Genomic DNA, 23429 nt, shown 5'->3' on the forward strand with positions numbered 1-23429 from the left:
AAATCGCCTGTCTCACGTCATCCGGGCACCAGCTATCGCAAAAAGGGCATCATGATCAGAACACTGGACGCGTTTCTGCTGCACATCAATACGCTCGCCTCGACCGTGACCAGCAGCGCCACCGATTACCCGGACAACTGGTTCATCGAGCCCCATTCCCACGCCAAGCATCAACTGATCTATGCAATCGAAGGCGTCATGGTGGTGCACTCCGATCAGGGTCAATGGACTGTGCCACCCAGCCGCGGCATCTGGATGCCCTGCGGTCACGTGCATGCAGTGCGCTGCATCGGCGCGGTGAAGATGCGCAGCGTGTTCGTACGCCCGGATCATCTGCCGGACTTGCCGACGCAAACGCGCGCGGTCAGTATTTCGCCGCTGCTGAGCGAGTTGATCAAGACGTCTGTCGGCATCCCCGCGCCCTGCGAGCCGGATTCACGCGAGGGCAGGGTGATGCGCCTGATCGTCGACGAGCTGGCGCTCTTGCCGACCCTGCCGCTGCACCTGCCACAGCCGCGCGACGCGCGACTCAAGACCATCTGCTCGGCGCTGCAAAACGATCCGGCAGACAGCTCGACCCTGGCGCAGTGGAGTGAGCGGCTGTCGTTGGATGAGAAAACCATCCAGCGTCTGTTCAACAAAGACACCGGCATGACCTTCGGCCAGTGGCGCCAGCAATCGCGGTTGCTACTGGCGCTGGAACGCATCGCCGTCGGCGAGAAAATCATCGATGTGGCCGGCGCGCTGGGCTACGACAGCCCCAGTGCGTTCGCCACAATGTTCAAGAAACAGTTCGGCAAGACGCCCAGTCATTTTTTTAAATGAGCTTTGCACCTGGGCTGGACACCGCACGCTCTTCACCCACACATCGCAGGACGCAGACATGCTCATCGTTTTCAGCGGTCTCCCCGGTACCGGCAAGACCACCCTTGCACGCGGTCTCGTTGCGCAAACACAAGCGGTCTATCTACGTATCGATACCATCGAGCAGGCGATACGCAACAGCGCGGCGTTCGAGGAAGATATTGGCAGCAGGGGTTACCAGCTCGCCAATCAACTGGCCCTGAGCAATCTTGAGGTGGGCAACCGGGTCATCGTCGACTGCGTCAATCCTGTACGTGAAAGCCGCGAGTCATGGAGCGATATCGCCAGGCGGGCCAATGTGCAACTCGTCAATATCCAGGTGATTTGCTCCGATATCCTCGAACATCGCAGACGGGTAGAAACCAGAGTGAGCGATATCAATGGCCTTGTACCGCCCAATTGGCAGTCGGTATCGAGCCATGAATACGAAGCGTGGGATGACACGCCATTTACGATGGACACCGCCTTGATATCCACCGCCGAGGCCGTGACGCTAATCATCGAGCGGTTTTTCATAGCCGCCGCTAAAAGTTAGCGACGACGTCGTTTACCCCTTGCGCCGGACCCACCCCCACAGCGATGCTCTGCCTTTCCCGCCGACAAGGAGCCGTCAATGCCTTCCGTACCACCGAGCCCATTCGAACTGGCCCGCGATGAAGCCTTCTGGAGCGAAATCGCTGCCCGCTACGAACGCGATGACGGCCCGATCAACCTCGACAACGGCTATTTCGGGCGAATGAGCCATGACGTGGTCAATGCCTACGAGCACGCGATTCGCCTGATCAACCGCAGCAACGCAGTGCATGTGCGTCAGCAATTCGATCGCCATCAAGGCTTGGAAATCCGCCAGCATCTGGCTGACCTCATGGGCCTGCCAGCCGAAGAACTGGCCTTCGCCCGTAGTGCATCGGAAGCGCTCGATTCATTGATCCGCAACTACAACCGCCTGCAACCCGGTGATCAGGTGCTGATCACCGACCTGGATTACGGCTCGGTGCAGGGCGCCTTCCGCTGGCTGTGCAAGGCGCGCGGTGTGGAAATCGTCGAGTTGGTGCACGTTCATCCCGCCACCTATGACGGCTTGCTGCGCACCTACACCGAGGCTTTCGCGGCACACCCGCGGCTCAAGCTGATGGCCCTGACCCACGTCACTCACCGCACCGGGCTGGTGATGCCGGTCAAGGCGATCGCTCAGGCGGCCAAGGCCCATGGCATCGACGTGATCCTCGACGGCGCCCATTCCCTCGGCCAGTTGGACGTTGACCTCGCGGATCTGGGCGTTGAACTCGCCGGCTTCAACTTGCAGAAATGGATCGGCGCGCCCCTGAGCCTGGGGGTGATTCACGTTCGCCGCGACCGCCTCAAGGACTTCGACCCGGACATGGCCAACCCCAGCTACCCGGCTGACGACATCCGTTGCCTGTCCCCCTACGGCACGCCGAACGTGCCAGCGTTGATGGCCTTGCCCGCGGTGTTTGCCGAGCACCAGGCAGTCGGCGGCTGGGCGGCAAAGGGCGCGCGCCTGAGTTACCTGCGCGACCTGTGGGTGAGCGAAGCGCGCAAACTCGCCGGCATCGAAGTACTGACGCCGGACGATCCCCGTTTGTATTGCGGCCTCACCTCGTTCCGCTTTCGCGATGCCGAGGATCAACAGGCAATGGCACAACGGCTACTGAGCGAATTCAATATCTTCACCGTCGCCCGTGAGGGGGCTGCGTGTGGGCCGTGCATTCGTGTCACGCCGGGGTTGAATACCCGCGTGGCGGATATCGAGGCACTGGTGGTGGCCCTCAAGGCGCTCGGAAGCTGACGCAACCTTGCTGCGCATCACCGATCATGGGAAGACGAGATCGGTGATGCCCGGCAATAACGATCAAATCCCCCCGATTATTGTTTGCCGTCTCGGGCGCTCACTGTGAAACCCTGTGAATTCTCGGCCCTGTTGCGAATTCTTGTGAAGCCGCCCCCCAGGCGCCATGGGCTGCATGCTAACGTCCGCGACGGGGGCATCTTTTCACGGGGTGCCAGTCAATTCATTGAGGGAGCAGCGCCGATGTCTACGACCGTCACACCCGCAGGTGGTCAGCCAAATGTTCAAAATGCATCGACGTCGGTCTTCGACGACAAGCTGAACATCGCCAAGTCCAGCAAGATCGTTGCCGATTACATGCGGCAGAAAGGCAAGTCGGCAATCAACGGGCAAGAGTTGTCGCAGCTCGCCAGCAATACCAGCGGCAGTGTGCCCGCTGATGTTTCGGCGGCCGCTCAGTACATTCAGCGCCATCCCGATGTGTTCACCGCGATTGAAACCCATGACGTGGCCGGTGCCGATAATCTTTCGGGTGTGTGGAATTTTGATTGGGCAGCCAACGGCGGCTTGAAGGGCACAGCGACCGAAGCCATTGCCCGGATGCAGGACACCTTCGACATGGCGATCGCCAAGTCCGCGCAAATCACCGAAATCACCACCGGCAAAAAAGCCGAGCTGGACTCCAGCAAACAGCGCCCGAGCAACTGACACTTCTCCCGCGAACATTGGACGACCCTGGGGTACTCACTTCGGGGATCGTTTGGATATCCTTTACCGCGCATTCGCCGCTCAATACCCCGGCCAAACCCGCTTATAACCCGCGCCCACTGCTATCAGGACAAATGCCACGTGGACGTACCGGCCTGTTTGTGTCTTGATCTGCCCGGTCCAAGCGGTACCGCAATCATTCGAACAAGCTGGCCATGATGGCACCGAGTGAAACTTGCACGCGGCGCCGAGGTCATTGCCTATGGGACAATGCTTCCACTTGCACATATCCAACCCGAATCCCGACATCAACATTGCCGCCGGTTGCTCACGACTGAATGTCCGGCGCAGATATGGCGGCAACAAACCAGTCCCTACGTAACAGTGGTGCATGAGTGGAAGGCGATTTGAAAGACTTGACCCGCGAACAACTGATCGCCGAGGTCACGCGACTGCGCGAGGCACTGGCGGATGCCGCGGTCGATACGCAACTGCAGGCCAGTCAGGCCGCCTTGGCGACCAGTGAAGCGCGCCAGCGGGCGATCTTCGAGAGTGCGGTCGATTTCGCCATGATCATCTTCGACCCGGCCGGCATCATTACCGAATGGAACAGTGGCGCCACTAACGTCATGGGCTGGACGGCCGAGGACATGCGCGGCCACCACGCCAATCGGTTCTTCACGCCGCCGGATCGTGCCAGTGGTCGAGTCGAGCACGAGATGCAGCGCGCACTAAAGGACGGCCGGGCGTCCGACGAACGCTGGCACCTGCGTCAGGACGGCCAGTTGTTCTGGGCGTCGGGCGAAATGATACCGCTGTACGACGACCGCGATGCCCACCTCGGCTTCGTCAAAATTCTGCGGGACCGTACCGATGAACACCTCGCCGGCCTCGCCCTCAAGCAAACCCAGGAGCGCTATCGTCTGGCGGTAAAGGCCACCAACGATGCCGTTTGGGACTGGGACGTCAACGCCAACCATGTGCAATGGAACGAAGCGCTGGAGCAGGCATACGGCCACCCGCTGGCAAGCGTCGATACCACCAGCGAATGGTGGATGGCGCAGATTCATCCCGCTGATCGGGCGCGCATCGAGGAATCGATTGTCGCGGTCCTCGAAGGCCAGGAAGAGGGCTGGACCGGTGAATATCGGTTCCAACGCCGCAACGGCAGCTACGCCGAGGTGCTCGACCGCGGCCAGGTCATCCGCGATGACCAGGGCCAGGTGGTACGGATGATCGGCGCCATGCTCGACCTGACCCGCATGCGCACGGCGGAAACCGCCCTGCGCCAAAGCGAGGAGCGCTTTCGCACGATTCTGGAGACGATCGAGTCGGCGTTCGCCATCGTCCAGGTCAAGTTCGATGCCGACGACCGCCCCATCGACTATCGCTTCGTCGAGGCCAACCCGGCATTCGAGCGCCAGGCGGGGGTCAATCTGCGCGGCAAATGGGTCACCGAATTCGCCCCGGATCTGGAGCAGTTCTGGTTCGATACCTACGGCCACGTCGCCAAGACCGGTGAGCCAGCCACCTTCGAAAATTATGCCGAGGCCTTCAAGCGTTGGTTCGACGTGCGCGCGGTGAGCGTCGGCGATCGCGACGACCGCCAGATTGCGATTATCTTCAGCGATGTCACTGAACGGCGAAACGCTCAGGAACGCTTGCTCGTCAGCGAGGCCGTTGCCCGTGCAAACGTCGAGCGCGTGCAACTCGCTCTCGCCGCAGGCGCCATCATCGGCACCTGGCACTGGGATCTGCCGACCGATCGTTTCACCGTCGATGAAGCCTTCGCCCGCGCTTTCGGCCTCGATCCGGCGCTCGGCTACCAAGGGCTCAGCCTGGAGCAAGTGGCTGCCACAGTGCACCCCGAGGACCGTGAGGCGCTGACCGCTTCAATCAATCACGCCATCGCCAAAGGCGGCGCCTATGCCCATCAATATCGGGTTCGTCGTGCCGATGGCAACTACTACTGGATTGAAGCGAATGGCCGCGTCGACCATGGCGAAGACGGCACGCCACTGAGCTTCCCCGGAGTGATCATCGACGTCGAAGAACGCCGCTCCGTCGAAGCCGAACGCGACCGCGCCACCGCCGCCTTGCGGGCCTTGAACGACACCCTCGAACAACGCGTCAACGCGCGCACGGCCGAGCTGATGCAGGCCGAAGAAAAACTGCGCCAGTCGCAGAAGATGGAAGCCGTCGGCCAGTTGACCGGTGGCCTGGCGCACGACTTCAATAACCTGCTGGCCGGTATCTCCGGGGCCCTGGAGCTGATGGGCATGCGGATCGAGCAGGGCCGCTGGAAGGACGTCGACAAGTACATCGTCACCGCTCAGGGCGCGGCCAAACGTGCCGCGGCACTGACCCATCGGCTGCTGGCGTTCTCCCGGCGCCAGACCCTCGATCCGCGCCCGACCGACGTCAACGCGCTCATGGAAGGCATGAGCGAACTGATCCAGCGCACCGTGGGCCCCAGCATTCTGGTCGAAACGGTGGGTGCCACCGGGTTGTGGGCGGCGCTGGTCGACCCCAGTCAGCTCGAGAACGCGTTGCTCAATTTGTGCCTCAATGCCCGCGATGCCATGCCCGACGGCGGTCGCATCACCATCGAAACGGCCAACCGCTGGATGGATCGCGAAGCCGCCCGCGCCCACGAGCTGCCCGAGGGCCAATACCTGTCGCTGTCGGTCAGCGATACCGGCATGGGCATGCCTGCCGATGTCATCGCCAAGGCCTTCGACCCGTTCTTCACCACCAAGCCGATCGGGGAGGGCACCGGGCTCGGGCTGTCGATGATCTACGGGTTCGCCAAGCAGTCGGGTGGACAGGTGCGGATTTATTCGGAGGTGGGGCTGGGCAGTACCGTACGCATTTACCTGCCGCGTTATTACGGCAGCGCCACCCTGGACGAGAGCCATTCACTGGCGACGCCGGCGACCGTGGTGCAGACCGGCGAAACCATCCTGATCGTCGATGACGAGCCAACCGTGCGCATGCTGCTGACCGAGGTGCTGGGCGAACTGGGCTACACCCTGATTGAAGCGGCCGACAGCCTGGCCGGGCTCAAGGTACTGCAGTCCGATGTGCATATCGATTTGCTGATCACCGACGTCGGGCTGCCCGGCGGCATGAACGGCCGGCAGATGGCCGATGCCGGGCGTGAGGTTCGGCCAGGGCTCAGGACGCTGTTCATCACCGGCTATGCCGAAAATGCGGTGATCGGCAATGGCCACCTGGCGCCAGGGATGCAGGTGCTGACCAAGCCGTTCGCGATCGACACGCTGGCGGCAAAGGTGCAGGAATTGATGGCGCCCTGAACGGCGCCACCTGGTTACTTCGGCAAAAAGCTACCCTCGCGCAAACTGCGCTCAATGTCTTCCAGGCTGCGCCCGCCGGTTTCCGGCACGAGGAAATAAATGAACACCCACGCGGCTGCGTTCAAACCGGCGTACACCCACATGGCACCGCCGACGCCCAGCCAGTGGGTCATGGTCAGCGCCGTGCCGGTCAGCAGCAGGTTGGAGCCCCACAGCATGGCGGCGTGCAAGCCGATGGCCTGGTCGCGAATGGCGATCGGGTAGATTTCCGCGCCGGTCAGCCAGCCGATGATCTGGATGCCGCCGGAGTTGAAGATCATGAACACGATCAGGCAGCCGACGATCCACCACGCCTGACTGTCGCCGGCCAGGTTGAAGTGCAGCACCGCACCCAGCACCAGCAGGCTCACCACAGCGCCGGGAATCATTGCCAGGCTCAGCGTGCGTCGGCCGGTGCGATCGACGATCATCTTGCCCACGAAGGTCATCACCAGGTAAGTGATGGCCACGCCCAGCGCCGACCACAGCGCCGCCGAGGCACCGAAACCGGCGTTCTTCAGAAAGGTGGGCGTGTAGTAGATCATCATCTCGATGCCGCTCAACTGGGTGAAGGCGGCGATGCCGAGGCCGGCGACCAGTGCCGGGCGCACCCAGGACTCCTTCATCGCAGCCCAGCCCACGTTCGGCAGTTGGTCGCGTTGCTCGACCACTTCCTGAATATCGGCGATCTCTTCTTTCACTTCGCGGCGGGTTTCGCGCACCAGCGACAGTGCCTCGGCGGCGTCCTTGGGGCGGTCGTTCTCGACCAGCCAGCGCGGGCTGCCCGGCAGCTTGCTCATGCCCAGCAACAGCACCAGCGAAGGCACCAGTGCGACGCCGATCATCCAGCGCCAGTCGAACAGGTTCTGCCCGGCCACGCCGACGATCGCCGCCAGCAAGATGCCCACACCGATCGAAACGTTGAAGTAGGTCACCAGGCGCCCGCGTTTGTCGGCGGGTGCCAGTTCGGCGATATAGGTCGGGACGATCTGCGTCGAGCCGCCGACGGCGAAGCCCAGCACCAGCCGCGCGACGGCGAGACACCAGACATTCGGTGACAGCGCCGCAGCCACCACGCCCACGCAGTAGATGGCGGCGACGATCATGATGGTGGTGCGCCGACCGCGGCTGGCAGACAGCCGCGTGGCACTGATGGCACCGATTACGGCGCCCAGCAGGATAGCGGCGGTGACCAGTTCCTGAGCGCGATAGCCGAGCTGAAACTCGTTTGCAATCTGCGGCAAGGCGCCGGAGATGATGCCGGTGTCGTAGCCGTACAGGCCGCCGGCGATGGCCGCGACGGTAGCGACCATGGCCATGTACGTCTGGGGTTTGAGGCTGGTGCCCGAGTCGGAGTAGGCTGAAGTCATGGGGGAATCCTTGGGTCATCGATCAACAGTGCAGACTGCGCTCGTGGTAGTGGCACAGTGATGCAGGGTATGGAGGGTTGACCTTCGGCGCGCTGAAACGGTTCCGCGTTCGGTTCCCAGGGGCGATGTATGAGCGGGTGTATCGGGCTTTCTCGTCGCCATGCAGAGAAGTGTTTCCGTTGCTTGTGATCGAGCTGTCGGCACGTTAACCTCTCGCCCTCGCTGCATATCAGCGACGTGGGCTTGGCGGCCCTGGAACCTGAGCAAGGCGCTTATCCCCGCATTGCAGACGTTTTTTTGCGTCTGCAATGCGGGTGCTATGGCGAATTGCGCAGGGACCTCTTCGGAGGTGCCGGGTTTCAGGTGCCGGTCCGCCAACCTTGCGCAATTTGCCACCCATTCTGCTTGGCGGCAGAAGGTGGTGATCCTGATCATCTACCTGGATTTCAACCTATGACTCACTTCGATCTCCACACCGCTGGCACCACTCCCTGGGGCCGCAGCCTCGACGGGCACTCGTTGTTTACCGTCAACCCCGATATCCCCGCCGTCGATGCCCTCGAACACGCCTCCATCCTGCAAGACTGCGCGAACAAATTGATGACTGAAGCGGCGTTCGGTAACCCTACAGGCCATGCGGCGTTGTCTGCTCTGTACCTGAACGAGATGGCCAAGGCGTTGATGGATGATGTCGCGCAGGCGATGACGCCAAGGGCTTAGTCATAAGGTCGCGATGTGTGGGCATGCACTGCCTACACAGGCCTCACTCCCCCAACAACAACACCGTCCTGGCATCCATCTCCCCGCCGAAGAACCACTCGAGCGCCTCTAGGAACACCGCCTCGTCCGGCGCGATAGCAGCAAACAACGTCAGACAAGAACGCAGCTTCAGATCATCAGGATGCCCGAGAATGTCCAAGGCGCTCTTGTCGCGGTGCTGCAGCAAGGTCGTGACGCTTTCCAGCAGCCGCGGCCCCAACACCGGGTGCTGTAGATAGCCCTGCGCTTCAGCGGCACCCGACAGCCCAAAGCGCTCGGCCATCTCGCTGCGCCCCAGCCCGCGCAGTTGCGGGAACACGAACCACATCCAGTGACTGGCCTTGCGCCCGGCCCGCAGCTCGTGCAGGGCGCGGTCATACACGGGCTGTTGGGCCTCGATGAAACGCAGCAGATCGAAAGTATCGTTCATGTCCGGATCTCCCTTGGCTGGCCACAGGCAGGTGCGCCATCGCACGCGGACCGGGCGCGAACCATTTCGACAGAGGGGCGGGTGTGGCAGTTTCATCGAAAGCGTTGAATCCGCCATGACGGCCGGCGGCGCAAGGCATTATGCTGCGCGGCCTCAATAACAAAACGATCGGGAGAGCGGTGGATGAGGGTGATGGACGGTCAGATCGAGCAATGTGGGCTGTGTCGTTCATCCCGCTGCCTGTCGGGGCGCTAAGCCATGGATTCCATCCTCTGGGTAGTGATGCTCGGTGCTGCCCTGGCTGGCTTCGTGCAGGGCCTGTCGGGGTCCAACTTCGGCCTGGTGGCCACGGCCGTATGGGCCTTTGCACTGGAGCCGACCCTGACCGCGCCGTTGGTTGTCTGCGGTTCGCTGGTGGGGCAGGCGCTGGCGGCGGGTCATCTGCAGTGGCCCTTCGACCGGCAGCGCCTGTTGCCCATGGTCGTCGGCGGGCTGCTGGGGGTGCCGTTGGGGGTGCTGTTGTTGCATCAGGTCGACCCGGTGCTGTTTCGCTTGATGGTCGGTGTGCTGTTGGTGCTGTGGTGCCCAATGATGCTGCTGTCCAAGGGCCTGCCGCGGATAAGGGCCGGCGGGCGCGGCGCCAATGCCGGCATCGGTCTCCTCGGCGGCCTCATGGGCGGGCTGGGTGGTCTGACCGGCCCGGCACCTGCGCTGTGGGCCGTGCTCAATGGCTGGGACCGTGACACTCAGCGCTCGGTGATCCAGGGCTTCAACCTGGCCATGCAGGCGTTGACCATGATCACCTATCTGGTGTCGGGCACGGTGACGACGCAGGCGCTGGGGTTGTTCCCGGTGGTGGCGCTGACCGTGCTGATACCGACTCTCATCGGTATCCGCCTGTATCGGCGTTTCAGCGACCAGAAGTTCCGCCAGGTAGTGCTGGGCTTGCTGGCGTTGTCCGGGGTGATATTGATTGTGCAGTCGCTGCCCAAGGTGCTGTAAGCCTGCGTCAAAGCAACGGCAACGCCGCACCGATGTGTTCTTCCCGCGCACTCACCCGTGCCGAAGGTTTACGGGTGTCGAGCTTGAGCGCGATGGCCCAGGATGCTGGCGTCCCGCGGATTGCCGACGGTGTCGGGATGCTGGTGGAACAAGCGGCGGAAGCTTTCGAGTGGTGGCGGGGCGTGCGCCCGCAGACGCGTCCGGTGATCGATCGGCTGACCGTGCCGCTGGAGTGACTGCGATCAAGACCCTGCGGGATGCCTTTCAGCTGGCATTCCGCTCCTCGCTGGCCTCGTTGCGCGCCTGATAGTCGCGGCGCGAGGCCTCGATGGTTTCGCGGTGTTCCTGCGCCCACAGCCACACGCCACAAAACGCCGCGCCCAGCCCCATGCCCATCTGTGTCAACTGGTATTCGACCTTGGGCGGCACTACCGGGTACACCGTCCTGATCAACAGGCCATCGGCTTCCATCTGCCGTACCGTCTTGGTCAGCATCTTCTGGCTGACATCACCCACCTGCGCCGCCAGTTGGGTGAAGCGCAGGCAACCGCGCTCGGCCAACGCCTCGATCACCAGCATGGTCCATTTGTCGGCGACCCGGCCGATGATTTCCCGCACCAGCGCGTCGAGCGCGGGGTCGTTGGCGTCCTCGCCATGGGGCCACTGCGGGGGGAGGGTGGCAGGTTGCAGAGGGTGATTCATCGCTATGGTTACCTTTGGGTAAGTAATGCACTTTGCGGCGCCTACTTCCCGATCGCGCCGTATGCTCCTATCGTAGCTCAGGTCGCCCCGCACGGGGCACCGCATCCTTGGAGTTCACTATGCACAGCACAGCCAACACCCTTTTGGTCACTGGCGGCGGCAGCGGTATCGGCCGCGCGCTGGCCGAAGCCTTCCTCGCTTTGGGCAACGAAGTGATCATCGCCGGGCGCCGCGAGTCGGTGCTCAAGCAGGTCACTGCAGCCAACCCGGGCTTGCACTACGTGGTACTGGATATCGCCGATGCGGCAGACGTCCAGCGCGTTGCTGCCGAGCTGATTGCCCGCTACCCGCGCCTCAATGCGGTGATCCACAGCGCGGGCATCATGCGCAGCGAGAACCTGCTGGCCGGCGACTCGGCGCTCGATGACACCGTGGCCACCAATCTGCTGGGCCCGCTGCGCCTGGACCGCGCGTTGCTGCCGCACTTTCTCCAGCAGCCCCATGCGGCCATCGTCACGGTGTCGTCCGGCCTGGCCTTCCTGCCGCTGGCCCTGACGCCCAGCTACTGCGCGACCAAGGCGGCGGTGCATTCCTACAGCCAGTCGTTGCGCTACCAACTCAAGGACACGGCGGTGAAGGTCCACGAACTGGCGCCGCCCTATGTGCAGACCGAGCTGATGGGCGAGCGCCAGGCCAATGACCCGCACGCCATGCCGCTCAAGGAATTCATTGCCGAGGTGATGGGAATTTTCGAGCATTCGCCAGAGGCCGAAGAAATCCTCGTCGAGCGCGTCAAGCCGTTGCGCTTCGCCGAAGCGAACGGCAACTACGCCGGCTTCTTCAAGCAGTTCAACGACCAGATGGCAGCAGCGCGGGCCGGCGAATAGGCGGGATCAGTCCGAGCGCTTGCGAAACGCCCAGCGCGCGGTGATCAAAGTGAAGGTGGCCACCACCGCCACCAGCACCCAGAAGCCGTGCTCGTTGGCGGCCAAGGGAATGCCACCGACGTTCATGCCGAAAAAACCGGCGACGATGTTGATGGGCAGCGCCAGCACCGTCACCACGGTCAAGGTGTACAGGGTGCGGTTGCTCTGTTCGTTGAGGTTGGCCGCGATTTCTTCCTGCAACAGCTTGATGCGTTCGACCAGGGCCGTCAGATCGCTGATCACCAGCGCGGATTCTTCGGTGGACTGGCGCAGCTCCTGCACGTCTTCTTCCAGCAACCAGGTCGGCGGCTTGTGCAGCAGGCGCATCAACGAGCCCGGTTCCAGGGCCAGCAGACGTTGCAGGCGCACCAGCACGCGGCGCATGGCACCCAACTCGGCCCGATTGCTGCTCAGCCGTTGGGACAGCAACTGGTCTTCGATATGGTCGACGCTGATGCTGGTCTGGCGCAAAAACTGGGTCAGCACCTCGCCCTGATCGCGCAACAGATGCACCAGCAATTCCAGCGGCGAGCGGAACAGTTCGCCGCGTTTGACCGACGAGCGCAGTTTGTCCACCGAGCGCAAGGGTTGCACGCGCGCGGTGATCAACAGGTGGCCGCGGGCGCACACCACCAGGGTGGAGATATCGGTGGAAAGCATATTGAAATCGAACACCACGTCGTTGACCACGGCCAGCAACGCCGAGTCGATGTGTTCGATGCGGGTCGAGCGCGAGCCTTCGTGCAGGGCCTCGAAAAACTCTTCAGGCATGTCCAGGTTGGCCTTCATCCAGCGCTCGCACGAGGCGTGGGCCAGGCTCAAATGCAGCCAGACGAACTCTTCCGGCACCTCGGGGCCGTTCAAACAGCCCAGTGCCGCCACCGAATCGATTTCCTGGCCGCGCTCCCCTGGGCGAAAGCGGAAGCCATAGAGCAGGCCGAAAAGGTCGGAGTCCTGTTGGTTATGCACAATGCTTTGATTCATGGAGGCTCGCGCGACGAGAAGGGGCCGCCGTCCTTGGCGTACTGAAACAAGCGCAGAGCATGACAAGCTGTTATTTCAGTTTTGTGGCAGTTTGTTGCTTGTTGTTACGATGGTCGAAGGCTCTACAGCGTCGTAAAGCCTTTGAAACCGTGCTTTACAGGATGACTGTGAGGCGCGCATCAAGACCGACGGTTGTACACGCGGGGCAGTGATGGCTATATGATATCTATGCGCCTTTTCCTTCGCGGTACTGCCCATGTCCGACCTCTACCAATACAGCCCCCTGCGCTTGACCCTGATTGTGTTGCTGGCGGTCCTGACGATGGGTGGCATATCGATTCTCTGGGAGTTTCGGCTGGAAGCATGGACCATGCACTTGTTCGGCCTGCCCTACGAGAGCGATTTCGAAGATGCCGAGCGTTGGCGTTTCGTTTTGACCTCGACGGCGTTCTCTTTCATGTCGTTGATCTTGCCCATTCTGGTGCTCAAGCGCTTGGTCAGCAATACGCGCCAGAGCTATCGGCGTATGCAATGGGCCCATTCGCAAACGCAGACCCTGGCCTATTACGACTCGCTCAGCGGCCTGATCAACCGGCGCAAGTTCATTGATCTGCTCACCGAGTGGCTGGCGGCGTCCCAGCCGGTGGTGATCTTCTTGATCGATCTGGATCACTTCAAGCCGGTCAACGACAACCACGGCCATTCGGTCGGCGACAGCGTCATTTGCGAGGTGGCGAGTCGTCTTGAGGACATCGCCCTGGAATATGGCGCGATAGCGGCCCGCTTGGGCGGCGACGAGTTTTGCCTGCTGTTGCAGGCGGATCACGAGGTGTCGATGCTGGCGCAGATCGCCGAAACCGTCATCGCCAATCTGAGCGCGCCGATGCCCGAAATCGTCAAACCCTCGGGTCTGGGTGCCACGGTGGGCATTTCCCGTTCGACGGTCGACGCCACCGATGCCTCGACCTTGCTGCATTTTGCCGACACGGCCATGTACCGCGGCAAGCAGAGCGGTCGCTCCACCTACAACTTCTATGATCCGCAGTACGAGCTTGAGCGGCGGGCGTTGTCCGATCTGCAGTTCGCGCTGACGCTCGCCGTCGAACGGCAAGAGATCGTGCCGTTCTATCAGCCGATCGTGGCGCTGCCGGGTAAACAAGTGGTGGGCTTCGAGATTCTCGCGCGCTGGATCAAGGCCGACGGCAGTGTGGTCATGCCTGGGGATTTCATACCGGTGCTTGAGGATCTGGGCCTGCTGGCGGCCGTCACTCGGTCGTTGCTCGCCCAGGCCTGCGCCGCCTCGCGGCAGTGGCGGGGCGACTATCGCCTGTCGCTCAATATCAGCGCGGCGATGATCATCGACGAGTGCTTTCCGGATGCCCTGTTGGCGCAGTTGCAACAGCTGGATTTTCCGTGCAGTCGACTGGAGCTGGAAATCACCGAGGAGGCCCTGGTCGGCAACCTGGATGCTGCCCGGCGCAACCTGAGCAAGCTGCAAGCCCATGGGATCACCGTATCGCTGGATGATTTCGGCACCGGTTACTCGGGGCTCTATCACCTGACCCGGCTGGCCATCGACAAGATCAAGATCGACCGCTCGTTCTTCGAACCCGGCGCGATCAATCATCTGCCGATGGTCGAGGCCATATTGGGCATGGCCCGTAGCTTGAACATGCAGGTCACGGCGGAAGGGATCGAGGAATTTCATCTGCCCCATCTGCCGGAATGGCTGGCGCGCAACGGCTGCCATTTCGCGCAGGGGTATCTGTTTGGTCGCCCGCAAGCGAGTGCCCAGGCCCTTGCGTCCACTTGCAATCGGCCCTCTGGGGCACTCGCCGTGAGCGCTCTGCAGGTCTCACGGTGAGTGACAGCGGTGGGATCAGTACTTCCAGGTGACCGAGGCGGTGAGGTTACGTGGGGCGCCGTAGCTCGACGCGGTCTGGCTGTACATCGACAGCAGGTACTTGCGGTCGGTGATGTTGTTGAAGTTCAGCGCCGTGTTCCAGTGGCTATCGATGTCGTAGCTGGCCATCAGATCGACCAGGCCGTAGGCGTTCTGGCGAACCACAGAGGTGGCATCGCTCTGGATGCCGCTCTGCCAACTCACACGGGTGCCGACGGTGGCTTTGGGCATGCCCGGCAGGCGATAGCTGGCCATGCCATGGAAGCTGTGGGTCGGTACGTACCGGCGGGTCTTGTCGCCATCTTCATCGTCGATGCGCACGTAGGTGTAGCCACCCATCAGGTCCAGGCCGGGCAGGGCTTCGCCTGAGGCTTGCAGCTCGATGCCGTGGCTTTTGTAGTCGGTGGTTTGATACAGGTACTGGGAGCCAGACTGAATGTAGCTGCCCATGGCGTTGCTTTGCTGGGTCTTGAACACGGCAGCGGTCAGGTCCAGGCGATTGTCCAGCACGCTGCCCTTGAGGCCGGCCTCCAGGCTCTTGCCCTCCAGCGGTGCCAGAGGTTTACCGTCGAGGCCGTTGTAGCCGTACTGCGGGTTGTAGATTTTGGTCCAGCTGGTGTAGACGCTCCACTGCGGGGTCAGGTCGTAGACCAGGCCGGTGTAGGGCGTGACCTTGCCGTGCTCGCGCTGGGAGTGATCGGAGCCATAGCTGGCACCCGAGCTGTCCATGCTCATCATGCGCGCGCCGGCGATCCAGTGCAGGTCGTCCGCCAGGCTGAAGCGGGCGCCGGCGAAAAGGCTTTTTTGTCGGTCGACGAAGTTTTGTGTATTACCGTCGCTGGTTTGCGTGAAGTCCGGCTCTGCGACTGCGCCAGGCAGCACGCCGGCAAATGGCAGTTCGTAGTAGCCGCCGGGCTCGGGATCCCATTCGCGGGCCTTCTGATGAGTGCGGCCGTAGGTAGTCCCCACCGTCAGTTGATGCTCGCGCCCGAACAGGCTGAACGGCCCCGAGGCTTTTGCTTCGCCGATCATCTCGTGGGCTTCGCTGGTGGTATGGGCAGTAAAGGCTGTCGCCGTACCGTCACTGACACTGTCGACGTAGAACATGTTGGTGTCTTGTTTCTCGTTGATCGCCGTGGCAGTCACCGTGGCGTTCCAGCCATTGCCGAAATCATGCTTGAGCTCGGCGAAGGCGCGCTGAGTGTGCATGTTCCAGTAGGTCCACGGCTGGCCGACGTTGGCGCTGCGGCTGCTGTAGTGGATACGATTGCCATTTCCATCGATCAGCGGCAGGTTGCCCCAGGTACTGCCATTGGAGTCGCTGTTGTGCTGCGTGAATCCTACGGTCAGGGTGTCAGCGTCGGACACGTCGAATGCCAACAGGCCGGCGGCGACGTTTTTTTCGTGGCTGTAACGATCCATCCACGAGTTGCCCTTGTCGTGCGCATAGATAAAGCGTCCGCGCACATTGCCGGTGGGGGTCAGCGGCCCAGACACATCGACGTCGACGCGGCGGCTGTCCCACGAGCCCACGCTGGTGCCTATCTGCGCCTGGAAGGTGTCGGTAGGCCGCTTGCGCACGAAGTTGACCGTCGCCGACGGGTTTCCGGTGCCGCTCATCAGGCCATTGGCGCCATGCAGCACGTCGATCTGCTCGAATTCGGCCATGTCCTGATCGCCGATCAGGGTGGTCTGCGCGAACGGCATGCCCATGCCGTCGTACTCGAACGAGCCGATCTCGAACCCCCGCGAGGTGAACTCGGTACGGTCGGTTTCGCTTTGCTCTACGGTCACCGAGGGCGCTGAACGCAGCGCATCCTTGATGCCGTTCATGTGGAAATCATCCATCTGCTTGCGGGTGATGGTAGTAATCGCCTGCGGCGTTTCCTTGTCCGTCAGCCCCAGCTTGGTGGTACTGGACGCCGGCTTGCCCTGATAGCCCACGCTCGGTTCGTCGCCGCGAACGGCGCTGTCCTCAATCTGCGTGGACGGCAGCACCACCTCATCGGCGGCGTGGGCGAGGGGCAGGGCGCTGCAGGCGCTGACCAGCAGCAAGCTGGCGGAGAGGCGACGATTCAAGAGGTGAATTCCTGATGTTGATGGATTTACGTCAATATTGGGTGCGATTGCAAATGAGAAACACACTCAGATACGAATCGAAGCGAATAGTAACCAAATATTGATTCGTATTTCACATTTTTTTCAGTGTCAGGCTTGATACGTCTGGAGGGGGGGCAGGCAGGGTATGGAGAAGGGTTTGCAGCGGGGAAAAACGAGCGGCCCGATCGTGCGGGCCACCCGGGATTAACGGCTCAACGATTGCGCGTCACCCTCCAAACGGTGTTCGACAGGTCGTCAGCAATGATCAGCGCGCCTTTCGGGTCGACGGTCACACCCACTGGGCGACCACGGGTCTTGCCGTCTTCGCCACGGAAGCCGGTGGCGAAGTCGATCGGCTCGCCACTGGGCTTGCCGTTGCTGAACGGCACGAAGACCACCTTGTAGCCCACCGGATTCTCGCGGTTCCAGCTGCCGTGCTCGCCGACGAAGGCACCGTCGGCGAACTTGTCGCCCAGGGCCGCAATCGAAAAGGTCACGCCCAGCGCCGCGACGTGAGAGCCCAAGGCGTAATCCGGTTTGATCGCCGCGGCGACGCGCTCCGGATTTTGCGGCTGTGCGCGGGTGTCGACGTTTTGTCCCCAATAGCTGTAGGGCCAGCCGTAGAAGGCGCCATCGCGCACCGACGTCAGGTAATCCGGGACCAGGTCCGGGCCCAGCTCGTCACGCTCGTTGGCCACTGCCCACAATTGCCCGGTGCCCGGCTGGATCGTCAATGACGTCGGGTTGCGAATGCCGGTGGCGTAGGGGCGGTGGGCACCGGTGGTGGCGTCGATCTGCCAGACCCGCGCGCGGTTCTGCTCGACCTCCATGCCGCGTTCGGTGATGTTGCTGTTCGAACCGATGCCCACATACAGCCACTTGCCATCGGGGCTGGCCGCCAGCGATTTGGTCCAGTGGTGGTTGATCCGCGCGGGCAGGTCGGTGATCGTGGTGGGCGCGCCGCTGGCTTTGGTCTGGCCGTCGGTGTAGTCGAAACTCACCAGCGCATCCTGGTTAGCGACGTAGATCTTGCCGTTGGCGAAGGCCAGGCCATAGGGCGCGTTGAGGTTTTCGGCGAACACCGTTTTCAGTTCATATACGCCATCGCCGTCCGCATCGCGCAGCAAGGTCAGGCGGTTGCCACCTTTGACCGGCGTGGTACCGCGCGCCTTGACCAGGGCGGCGATGACGTCCTTGGGCTTGAGCTGCGCCTCGGTGCCGCCTTTGCCTTCGGACACGAGGATATCGCCGTTGGGCAGCACCAAGGTCTGGCGCGGGATCTTCAGGTCATTGGCAATCGCCGTGATGCTGTAGCCCTCGGGCACCCTGGGCTTTTGATCGCCCCACGCCGTTGGCTCGGCGATCTTCATGGTCGGTAGCAGGCCGCGCTCTTGCGTCGGCAGTTTCGGGTCGGCGCCATGGGTTTCGGTGGCGTCACCCGCGCCATTGCAGCCGCTGAGCAGCAGGGCAATGCTCAGCGCAGTCAGTGCACTCGAATGTTTCATACAACACCTCCAGTTTCGCGGGAGGAGGCTCTGACTACAGGCACGTAGTCAGCGCGCAGGTTGCTCAGCCCGATCCAGGCGGCGATCAGGATCAACGGCGCGGCGACGACCGACAGCACCAGGCCCGAGGGCATGACCGCAAACGCATCCTTGCCATGCTCGAAGGAGTTGAGTACCGCAAGCGCCCAGCTGATCAGCAACAACAGGAAGTACCGCGTCGGGCGTCCGGCCTTCGGCCTGGCGCGGATCAGGTTGACCAGCGCGAACAGCAGTGCCAAACCGCTAAACAGCGCTGCACCGAACAACAGCCAGGCGGCGAAGTTGCTCCACTGCGGTTGGTAGGTCAGGTAGTAGGCGAGGTCACTGAGCAGGGCGCCCAGAAACAGCGGCACGCTGCCGGCCAGCAGGATCGCGTGCAGCGGCCCAGGCCGGTAGCGGTAGTCGGGGAGGGTGGTGGCGGTCATGGCGGCTCCTTATGTCGTTCAGCGACCCGGGCGTTGGGCTCGGTGTGGATACACCGGCCTGCCCGGGCCGCGCTCACTGCGCATAGAAAACGATCATGCTGGCGGACTGTTAGTTCAAAGATATTGGGTGTGCAGGTAGTTTGGGCCGTGTCGGTCTGTGCGACACGGTAGCGCTGCTATCTAGATCCACAGGTCGTTTTGCGCCGTGCGCTCACCTCCTTCATGTCCCGTATTCAATATCCCCCGGGGCTCGATCATCATCAGTTTGGCTTCACTTGCCGATGCGGTCCGGTGCTTGATGCCCCGTGGCACTACATACAATTCACCGGGCCTGACGAACACCTGGCCGTGGGGCAGGTCGATACGCAGTTCCCCCGCCAATACCAGGAAGGCTTCGTCCGTTTCGGGGTGGGAGTGCCAGATGAATTCACCTTCTATACGCACGACCTTGAATTGGTAGTCGTTCATCTCGGCGACGATGCGCGGGCTCCATTGTGTGTCGATGCTCGACGCTTTGTGCAGCAAATTGACGGGGTGCAGGCTCAGTTCGTTCATGACGCTTCCTCTCTCAATGGAAGCGTGAGCCTAACGGAGGGTGGGCGGACGGCTCTTGTACGATCCTGCAAGTGTGCGCTGCGCCAACAGCCGCTCCAGCCAGCGCGACGGCGGCACGCCATAACAACGGGTGAAGTGTCGGGTCATGTGGCTCTGGTCATGAAAGCCGGCCGCCAGCGCGGCGTCCACCAGCGAGAAGCCATCGAGCAGCAGCCGGCGCAATTGGTCGAGGCGGCGCAGGGTCACGAACCGATAGGGGCTGGTGCCGTACAGCACCCGAAAATCCCGCGACAGGCTCCAGCGCTCACGGCCGCTGGCGTGCTCGAGCATCTCCAGGGTGATGGTCGTGTGCAGGTGCGCGAGGATGAATTCTCGCGCTCGCTCGGTGGCGCGATAATCCAGGCGCTTGCGCCCGCGCGGTTTGCCGGCGACGGCGCGCAATGCCATGGCCAGATCGAACACAGCGTCCTGTTCTTCGAGGGCATCGAGCGGGTGATCCATGGCCTGCACGAAGGGCTCGCTGGCCCGGTATAAACGCTGATCGCTCGAGAGCCCGGCGCCAATGAACGGCAATGGCTCGCCGCCGAGCACTTGCTGAATCAAGGCCGGATCGATATAGGCCATGCGATAGCGAAAGCCCGACTCGGTGCCGGCCATGCCGTCGTGTACTTCATCGGGATGCAGCACCGGCGTATTGCCGGGCATGCCATGGCGCAGGCTGCCCTTGTAGTGGAAGCTCTGTACGCCTGACAGCGTGCGGCCGATGGAGTAGGTGTCGTGGCGGTGCGGGTCGTAGCCATGGCCGCCGAACCAGGCTTCGATACGCTCGATCTGGCCGGGTGGCGAGTTGTGGATGACCCAGTCGGGGGGCGTCGGGTGCTTGCTTCGTTCCATGAATTCGCTGTCCGATAGATCGGTTATGAGCGCTCGGTACTGTCCAGCATCTCGGTAATCCAGCAAATCTGCCGGGCGATATCTTGCAACTTCTCCTGGGTCAACGCCTGCTGCGCTCGCGAGAGCTGGCCCAAGGTCCGTTGCCTTTCGCGCAATCGGCGCTGCCACTTGGCTAGAAACGCCGGGCTGCGCGTCTTCAGCAGCAGCGGACCGAAATACAGCTCCTCGGGAGAATACTGCCGCGGGCCATTGCGCTCGGCGACGATGATTTCGTAGTCGAAACGGTTTTCTCGCAGCACTTCTTCGTAAACAATCCGATAGCCGTTTTCCATCAGCCACTGGCGCAGCGGTTGCTCGCCGCCATTGGGTTGCAAGATCAGGCGCTCGAGGCCGTGGAGGCGAGCTTTGCCGCTGTCGAGGATGTCGCGGATGGTCTCGCCACCCATGCCGCACAGGCTGATCGCGGTGATGGCGTCTTGCGCTTCGATCGCCGCCAGGCCGTTGGCCTGGCGCACGGTGATGTGGGGTTCCAGGCCATTGTCGCGCACGGTACGTTGAGCGGCATGGAACGGCGTCAGTGCTACCTCGCCAGCTACGGCGGCGACGATGGTGCCGCGGCGCATCAACGCCACGGGCAGATAGCCGTGGTCCGAGCCGATATCGGCCAGCCGAGCGCCAGCGGGCACCTGCGCCGCCACGCGCTCCAGGCGCATGGACAATGTGTGTTCGTTCAACGCTAACCCCTGTTTGCTTCACGCACCCGACCACGAGGCCGGATCGGACCGCGATTCTGGCGAGCTATGCGGTGCATTTCAAATTTTTGCGACCAGAGCCAGGCCTCTGTGTGCCTGATGACGGCCCGGCGGCCGCAGCCAATAGCGGGCCCGGTATACTCCGCGCCCTCCAGTTGCCTTTCGGACAAGCCCATGCGCCAGGTGTTGCTCATAGTCGATATTCAATCCACGTTCAGCCCACCCGAATGGCTGGTCGATGGCGCACGGGCGTTCTCGGCGAGAATTCCGACGGTCGCCTCCGTCGAGCTGCATGACGAGCAGGTCACGCCGTTCGACAAACAGCTCGGCTGGCATCCGGCGGCCGAGGACGAGAGCCTGGTCGAGGCCGACAAGGTGTTTATCAAGCACGGCTACGGCCCGACCGTCGAAACCATAGCCTACATCAAGCAACTCGGCGTCGAGCGGGTGCTGGTGTGTGGCATGCAGACCGAAACCTGCGTGCTCGCCGCCGGCTTTGCGCTGTTCGATGCCGGGCTGAGCCCGACGTTGGTCACCGACCTGACGGTGGGCTCGTCTCTGGACAGGTCCGGCAAGTTGGGGATCGAGCTGTGGACGCATCACTTTCGCCAGGTCACCACGCGGGCGGAGGTGATTGCCGAGTTAGGTGCATAAAGTCGCAGCCCAGCCAAGGGCGCGGGATGGGCGATTAGCCTAACAAATGTTAGGTAGGGGTTGACGTGCGCTCTTTGGGGGTTTACGGTAAGCCTACCTAACGATTGTTAGGTGGCTGATCCCACCCCTCTATGGACCCGACAATGACCACTAAATTGCAGCTGTTCACTTCCCCCTCGGCATTTCCCAATCCCCAGCGCCTGCGCCTGTTCATGCATGAAAAAGGCATCGCCGATCAGTTCGACGAGACCGTCTACGACATGGCCCCCGGCGGCGAACAGCGCGGCTGGCGCCATCTCAACATGAACCCGTGGGGCGAAACGCCTACCCTCCAGCTGGCAGACGGCAGTTTTATTTCCGAGACGCCGGCCATCGTTCGCTACCTCGACCAGTCATACCCCGGCCGCAAGATCATGGGCGAAACGCCGCTGGAACAAGGTCTCGACAACATGTGGGACAACCGCGTGTGGGTGCACATCCTGTATCGCATCGTCACGGCGTTCCACGTGTTGCACACCGGGCTGGGTTTCAAGCTCGAACTGACCAAGAACGAGGCCTGGGGCGAGCACTGCCGCAAGGAAGCGCTGAGCCACGCGGCACTGGTCAATGGTCATTTGGCCGACGGCCGCGACTGGCTGCTGGGCGGCGCGGAGCCGACCTTTGCCGATATCACCCTGGCAACCGCGATCGCGTTCTCCAAATTTCCGGTCAACGCCACGCCGCTGGACGAGCGTTTCGAGTTTCTCGACTATTACTGGAAACGCTGGCAGGCACGCCCAGGTTTCCAGGCGGCCTACGCCGATCGCAGCAGCGGCATCCCTGAACTGGACTCGCCTGCCGCTTGAAGTTGAATGGTGAGTGCATCATCGTCGGGACCGCCATGACGTGGCGGGCTCGACGCAAACCATCGAGATTGAAACGGCATTGCCCGTCGACGCAGGCATGAGTCCAGGGCGGCTCTACCTAACAAAAGGCAGGCTTTTGATTTAGCATAGCGGCACTTTTTTCCAGCGATCGCCCAACGGGTGACAGGCACCCCCATGACCATCAATGCCCGCGAAGCGATCCTCCTGGCTGCCAGAAACATCGCTCAGTCCCAAGGCTACAACGGCCTGAATTTTCGCGATCTGGCCGCAGCGGTCGGTATCAAGGCGGCCAGCATCTACTACCACTTCCCGAGCAAGGCCGACCTCGGCGTCGCGGTGGCCCAGCGCTACTGGCAGGACGGGGCGGCCGCGCTCGAGGATATCAGCGCGCAGAGCCCGAACCCGCTGGACGCCTTGCGGCGTTTCCCCGAGATCTTTCGTCGCTCGCTCGAAGCCGATAATCGCCTGTGCCTGGCCAGCTTCGTGGGCGCCGAGACCGACAACTTGCCCGCCGAAATGACCCAGGAAATCCAGCGGTTCGCCGAGGTCAATATCGCCTGGCTGAGCCAGCTGCTGGTGGCTGCCGAGGTGTGTGCGCCTGCGCAAAGCGGCATGCGGGCAAGGGCGATTTTTTCCGCCGTGGTCGGCGCCCAGCTCATGGCCAGAAGCCGCGCGGACATCGCCTTGTTCGACACGCTGATGGACACCTATCGGGCCTGCGGGCCCTTGCCAGCCTGATTAGGGCGCTCAGCTTGATCACGGCGCTAGGGTCGCCGCTGCGATATTGGGCCTTCGGCCACCGAAAGCCGCCAAAGCTAGTGGCTG

At 62.4% G+C, this 23429-nt stretch carries 22 protein-coding genes and 1 pseudogene; 13 read left to right on the forward strand and 10 right to left on the reverse strand.

Annotation, left to right across the window (positions count from 1 at the left end; all coding sequences use genetic code 11):
• Window positions 1-51: 51 nt before the first annotated feature.
• From LIX93_RS21495 to LIX93_RS21515, 5 genes are all read left to right on the forward strand, one after another.
• Window positions 52-825, forward strand: coding sequence for a helix-turn-helix transcriptional regulator (locus tag LIX93_RS21495; protein ID WP_226506079.1), 774 nt, complete (start codon window positions 52-54; stop codon window positions 823-825).
• A 58-nt stretch (window positions 826-883) separates the two neighbouring features.
• Window positions 884-1399, forward strand: a complete 516-nt coding sequence (locus LIX93_RS21500) for an AAA family ATPase (RefSeq protein WP_226506080.1) — start codon at window positions 884-886, stop codon at window positions 1397-1399.
• Between the two features lie 78 nt (window positions 1400-1477).
• Window positions 1478-2674 carry an aminotransferase class V-fold PLP-dependent enzyme gene (locus LIX93_RS21505; protein ID WP_226506081.1) on the forward strand — a complete coding sequence of 399 codons (1197 nt, stop codon included), beginning with the start codon at window positions 1478-1480 and terminating at the stop codon, window positions 2672-2674.
• Between the two features lie 105 nt (window positions 2675-2779).
• A complete protein-coding gene (locus LIX93_RS21510; RefSeq protein ID WP_226506082.1) occupies window positions 2780-3382 on the forward strand; it encodes a hypothetical protein in 603 nt (200 codons plus the stop codon).
• Between the two features lie 464 nt (window positions 3383-3846).
• Window positions 3847-6699, forward strand: coding sequence for a PAS domain S-box protein (locus LIX93_RS21515; protein ID WP_226506229.1), 2853 nt, complete (start codon window positions 3847-3849; stop codon window positions 6697-6699).
• 14 nt (window positions 6700-6713) lie between these two features.
• Here LIX93_RS21515 and LIX93_RS21520 read toward each other — a convergent pair whose 3' ends face one another.
• On the reverse strand, window positions 6714-8108 hold the full coding sequence (locus LIX93_RS21520) for a sugar porter family MFS transporter (RefSeq protein ID WP_226506083.1): 1395 nt from the start codon (window positions 8106-8108) through the stop codon (window positions 6714-6716).
• 453 nt (window positions 8109-8561) lie between these two features.
• Between LIX93_RS21520 and LIX93_RS21525 the strand changes: the two genes are divergently transcribed.
• Window positions 8562-8828 (forward strand): DUF3077 domain-containing protein, encoded by a 267-nt coding sequence (locus LIX93_RS21525; RefSeq protein WP_226506084.1) that lies wholly within the window; start codon window positions 8562-8564, stop codon window positions 8826-8828.
• Between the two features lie 43 nt (window positions 8829-8871).
• Here LIX93_RS21525 and LIX93_RS21530 read toward each other — a convergent pair whose 3' ends face one another.
• A complete protein-coding gene (locus LIX93_RS21530) occupies window positions 8872-9297 on the reverse strand; it encodes a DUF1810 domain-containing protein (RefSeq protein ID WP_226506085.1) in 426 nt (141 codons plus the stop codon).
• Window positions 9298-9555: 258 nt separating this feature from the next.
• Between LIX93_RS21530 and LIX93_RS21535 the strand changes: the two genes are divergently transcribed.
• Together LIX93_RS21535 and aroE are read left to right on the forward strand one after the other, a co-directional pair.
• Window positions 9556-10299 (forward strand): sulfite exporter TauE/SafE family protein, encoded by a 744-nt coding sequence (locus LIX93_RS21535; RefSeq protein WP_226506086.1) that lies wholly within the window; start codon window positions 9556-9558, stop codon window positions 10297-10299.
• 92 nt (window positions 10300-10391) lie between these two features.
• A pseudogene (gene aroE, locus LIX93_RS21540) lies at window positions 10392-10535 on the forward strand (shikimate dehydrogenase); the annotation flags it as partial.
• 28 nt (window positions 10536-10563) lie between these two features.
• Here the strand turns inward: aroE and LIX93_RS21545 are convergent.
• Window positions 10564-11001: a helix-turn-helix domain-containing protein gene (locus tag LIX93_RS21545; protein ID WP_226506087.1), complete on the reverse strand. Its 438-nt coding sequence runs from the start codon at window positions 10999-11001 to the stop codon at window positions 10564-10566.
• Window positions 11002-11120: 119 nt separating this feature from the next.
• Between LIX93_RS21545 and LIX93_RS21550 the strand changes: the two genes are divergently transcribed.
• Entirely contained in the window at window positions 11121-11888 is a 768-nt protein-coding gene (locus LIX93_RS21550) for an SDR family oxidoreductase (protein WP_226506088.1), read from the forward strand.
• A 6-nt stretch (window positions 11889-11894) separates the two neighbouring features.
• Here the strand turns inward: LIX93_RS21550 and LIX93_RS21555 are convergent, their stop codons facing one another.
• Complete coding sequence (locus tag LIX93_RS21555; protein WP_226506089.1) at window positions 11895-12911, reverse strand: transporter; 1017 nt, start codon at window positions 12909-12911, stop codon at window positions 11895-11897.
• A gap of 256 nt (window positions 12912-13167) precedes the next feature.
• Between LIX93_RS21555 and LIX93_RS21560 the strand changes: the two genes are divergently transcribed.
• On the forward strand, window positions 13168-14775 hold the full coding sequence (locus LIX93_RS21560) for a bifunctional diguanylate cyclase/phosphodiesterase (RefSeq protein ID WP_226506090.1): 1608 nt from the start codon (window positions 13168-13170) through the stop codon (window positions 14773-14775).
• Between the two features lie 15 nt (window positions 14776-14790).
• Here LIX93_RS21560 and LIX93_RS21565 read toward each other — a convergent pair whose 3' ends face one another.
• From LIX93_RS21565 to LIX93_RS21590, 6 genes are all read right to left on the reverse strand, one after another.
• Window positions 14791-16893, reverse strand: coding sequence for a TonB-dependent siderophore receptor (locus LIX93_RS21565; RefSeq protein ID WP_226506091.1), 2103 nt, complete (start codon window positions 16891-16893; stop codon window positions 14791-14793).
• Window positions 16894-17126: 233 nt separating this feature from the next.
• On the reverse strand, window positions 17127-18419 hold the full coding sequence (locus LIX93_RS21570; protein WP_226506092.1) for a sorbosone dehydrogenase family protein: 1293 nt from the start codon (window positions 18417-18419) through the stop codon (window positions 17127-17129).
• Entirely contained in the window at window positions 18416-18883 is a 468-nt protein-coding gene (locus LIX93_RS21575; protein ID WP_226506093.1) for a DUF2231 domain-containing protein, read from the reverse strand. The genes LIX93_RS21570 and LIX93_RS21575 overlap by 4 nt, the downstream gene beginning before the upstream one ends.
• Window positions 18884-19063: 180 nt before the next feature.
• Window positions 19064-19438, reverse strand: coding sequence for a cupin domain-containing protein (locus LIX93_RS21580; RefSeq protein ID WP_226506094.1), 375 nt, complete (start codon window positions 19436-19438; stop codon window positions 19064-19066).
• 30 nt (window positions 19439-19468) lie between these two features.
• The gene (locus tag LIX93_RS21585; protein ID WP_226506095.1) at window positions 19469-20332 is read right to left on the reverse strand and encodes an AraC family transcriptional regulator; all 864 of its coding nucleotides are present in this window, start codon (window positions 20330-20332) and stop codon (window positions 19469-19471) included.
• Between the two features lie 23 nt (window positions 20333-20355).
• The gene (locus LIX93_RS21590) at window positions 20356-21066 is read right to left on the reverse strand and encodes a tRNA (adenine(22)-N(1))-methyltransferase TrmK (protein ID WP_346015234.1); all 711 of its coding nucleotides are present in this window, start codon (window positions 21064-21066) and stop codon (window positions 20356-20358) included.
• A 192-nt stretch (window positions 21067-21258) separates the two neighbouring features.
• On the opposite strand from LIX93_RS21590, the gene LIX93_RS21595 reads away from it, so the two are divergent.
• The 3 genes from LIX93_RS21595 (at window position 21259) to LIX93_RS21605 (ending at window position 23342) form a co-directional block, all read left to right on the forward strand.
• The gene (locus LIX93_RS21595; RefSeq protein ID WP_226506096.1) at window positions 21259-21738 is read left to right on the forward strand and encodes a cysteine hydrolase family protein; all 480 of its coding nucleotides are present in this window, start codon (window positions 21259-21261) and stop codon (window positions 21736-21738) included.
• 143 nt (window positions 21739-21881) lie between these two features.
• Window positions 21882-22583, forward strand: coding sequence for a glutathione S-transferase C-terminal domain-containing protein (locus LIX93_RS21600; RefSeq protein ID WP_226506097.1), 702 nt, complete (start codon window positions 21882-21884; stop codon window positions 22581-22583).
• 195 nt (window positions 22584-22778) lie between these two features.
• Window positions 22779-23342 (forward strand): TetR/AcrR family transcriptional regulator, encoded by a 564-nt coding sequence (locus LIX93_RS21605; protein WP_226506098.1) that lies wholly within the window; start codon window positions 22779-22781, stop codon window positions 23340-23342.
• Window positions 23343-23429: the final 87 nt, after the last annotated feature.

It is taken from the genome of Pseudomonas sp. MWU16-30317, from assembly GCF_020515695.1.
In the GTDB taxonomy this organism is placed as follows: Bacteria; Pseudomonadota; Gammaproteobacteria; order Pseudomonadales; family Pseudomonadaceae; genus Aquipseudomonas.

Excerpts from the sequence above, each read along its gene's own strand:
- LIX93_RS21585 (WP_226506095.1), bottom strand. The coding sequence starts at position 20,332 with ATGGAACGAAGCAAGCACCCGACGCCCCCCGACTGGGTCATCCACAAC.
- LIX93_RS21545 (WP_226506087.1), bottom strand. The coding sequence starts at position 11,001 with ATGAATCACCCTCTGCAACCTGCCACCCTCCCCCCGCAGTGGCCCCAT.
- LIX93_RS21550 (WP_226506088.1), top strand. The coding sequence starts at position 11,121 with ATGCACAGCACAGCCAACACCCTTTTGGTCACTGGCGGCGGCAGCGGT.
- LIX93_RS21570 (WP_226506092.1), bottom strand. The coding sequence starts at position 18,419 with ATGAAACATTCGAGTGCACTGACTGCGCTGAGCATTGCCCTGCTGCTC.
- LIX93_RS21595 (WP_226506096.1), top strand. The coding sequence starts at position 21,259 with ATGCGCCAGGTGTTGCTCATAGTCGATATTCAATCCACGTTCAGCCCA.
- LIX93_RS21530 (WP_226506085.1), bottom strand. The coding sequence starts at position 9,297 with ATGAACGATACTTTCGATCTGCTGCGTTTCATCGAGGCCCAACAGCCC.
- LIX93_RS21500 (WP_226506080.1), top strand. The coding sequence starts at position 884 with ATGCTCATCGTTTTCAGCGGTCTCCCCGGTACCGGCAAGACCACCCTT.
- LIX93_RS21575 (WP_226506093.1), bottom strand. The coding sequence starts at position 18,883 with ATGACCGCCACCACCCTCCCCGACTACCGCTACCGGCCTGGGCCGCTG.
- LIX93_RS21600 (WP_226506097.1), top strand. The coding sequence starts at position 21,882 with ATGACCACTAAATTGCAGCTGTTCACTTCCCCCTCGGCATTTCCCAAT.
- LIX93_RS21520 (WP_226506083.1), bottom strand. The coding sequence starts at position 8,108 with ATGACTTCAGCCTACTCCGACTCGGGCACCAGCCTCAAACCCCAGACG.
- LIX93_RS21495 (WP_226506079.1), top strand. The coding sequence starts at position 52 with ATGATCAGAACACTGGACGCGTTTCTGCTGCACATCAATACGCTCGCC.
- LIX93_RS21605 (WP_226506098.1), top strand. The coding sequence starts at position 22,779 with ATGACCATCAATGCCCGCGAAGCGATCCTCCTGGCTGCCAGAAACATC.
- LIX93_RS21555 (WP_226506089.1), bottom strand. The coding sequence starts at position 12,911 with ATGAATCAAAGCATTGTGCATAACCAACAGGACTCCGACCTTTTCGGC.
- LIX93_RS21560 (WP_226506090.1), top strand. The coding sequence starts at position 13,168 with ATGTCCGACCTCTACCAATACAGCCCCCTGCGCTTGACCCTGATTGTG.
- LIX93_RS21505 (WP_226506081.1), top strand. The coding sequence starts at position 1,478 with ATGCCTTCCGTACCACCGAGCCCATTCGAACTGGCCCGCGATGAAGCC.
- LIX93_RS21535 (WP_226506086.1), top strand. The coding sequence starts at position 9,556 with ATGGATTCCATCCTCTGGGTAGTGATGCTCGGTGCTGCCCTGGCTGGC.
- LIX93_RS21525 (WP_226506084.1), top strand. The coding sequence starts at position 8,562 with ATGACTCACTTCGATCTCCACACCGCTGGCACCACTCCCTGGGGCCGC.
- LIX93_RS21580 (WP_226506094.1), bottom strand. The coding sequence starts at position 19,438 with ATGAACGAACTGAGCCTGCACCCCGTCAATTTGCTGCACAAAGCGTCG.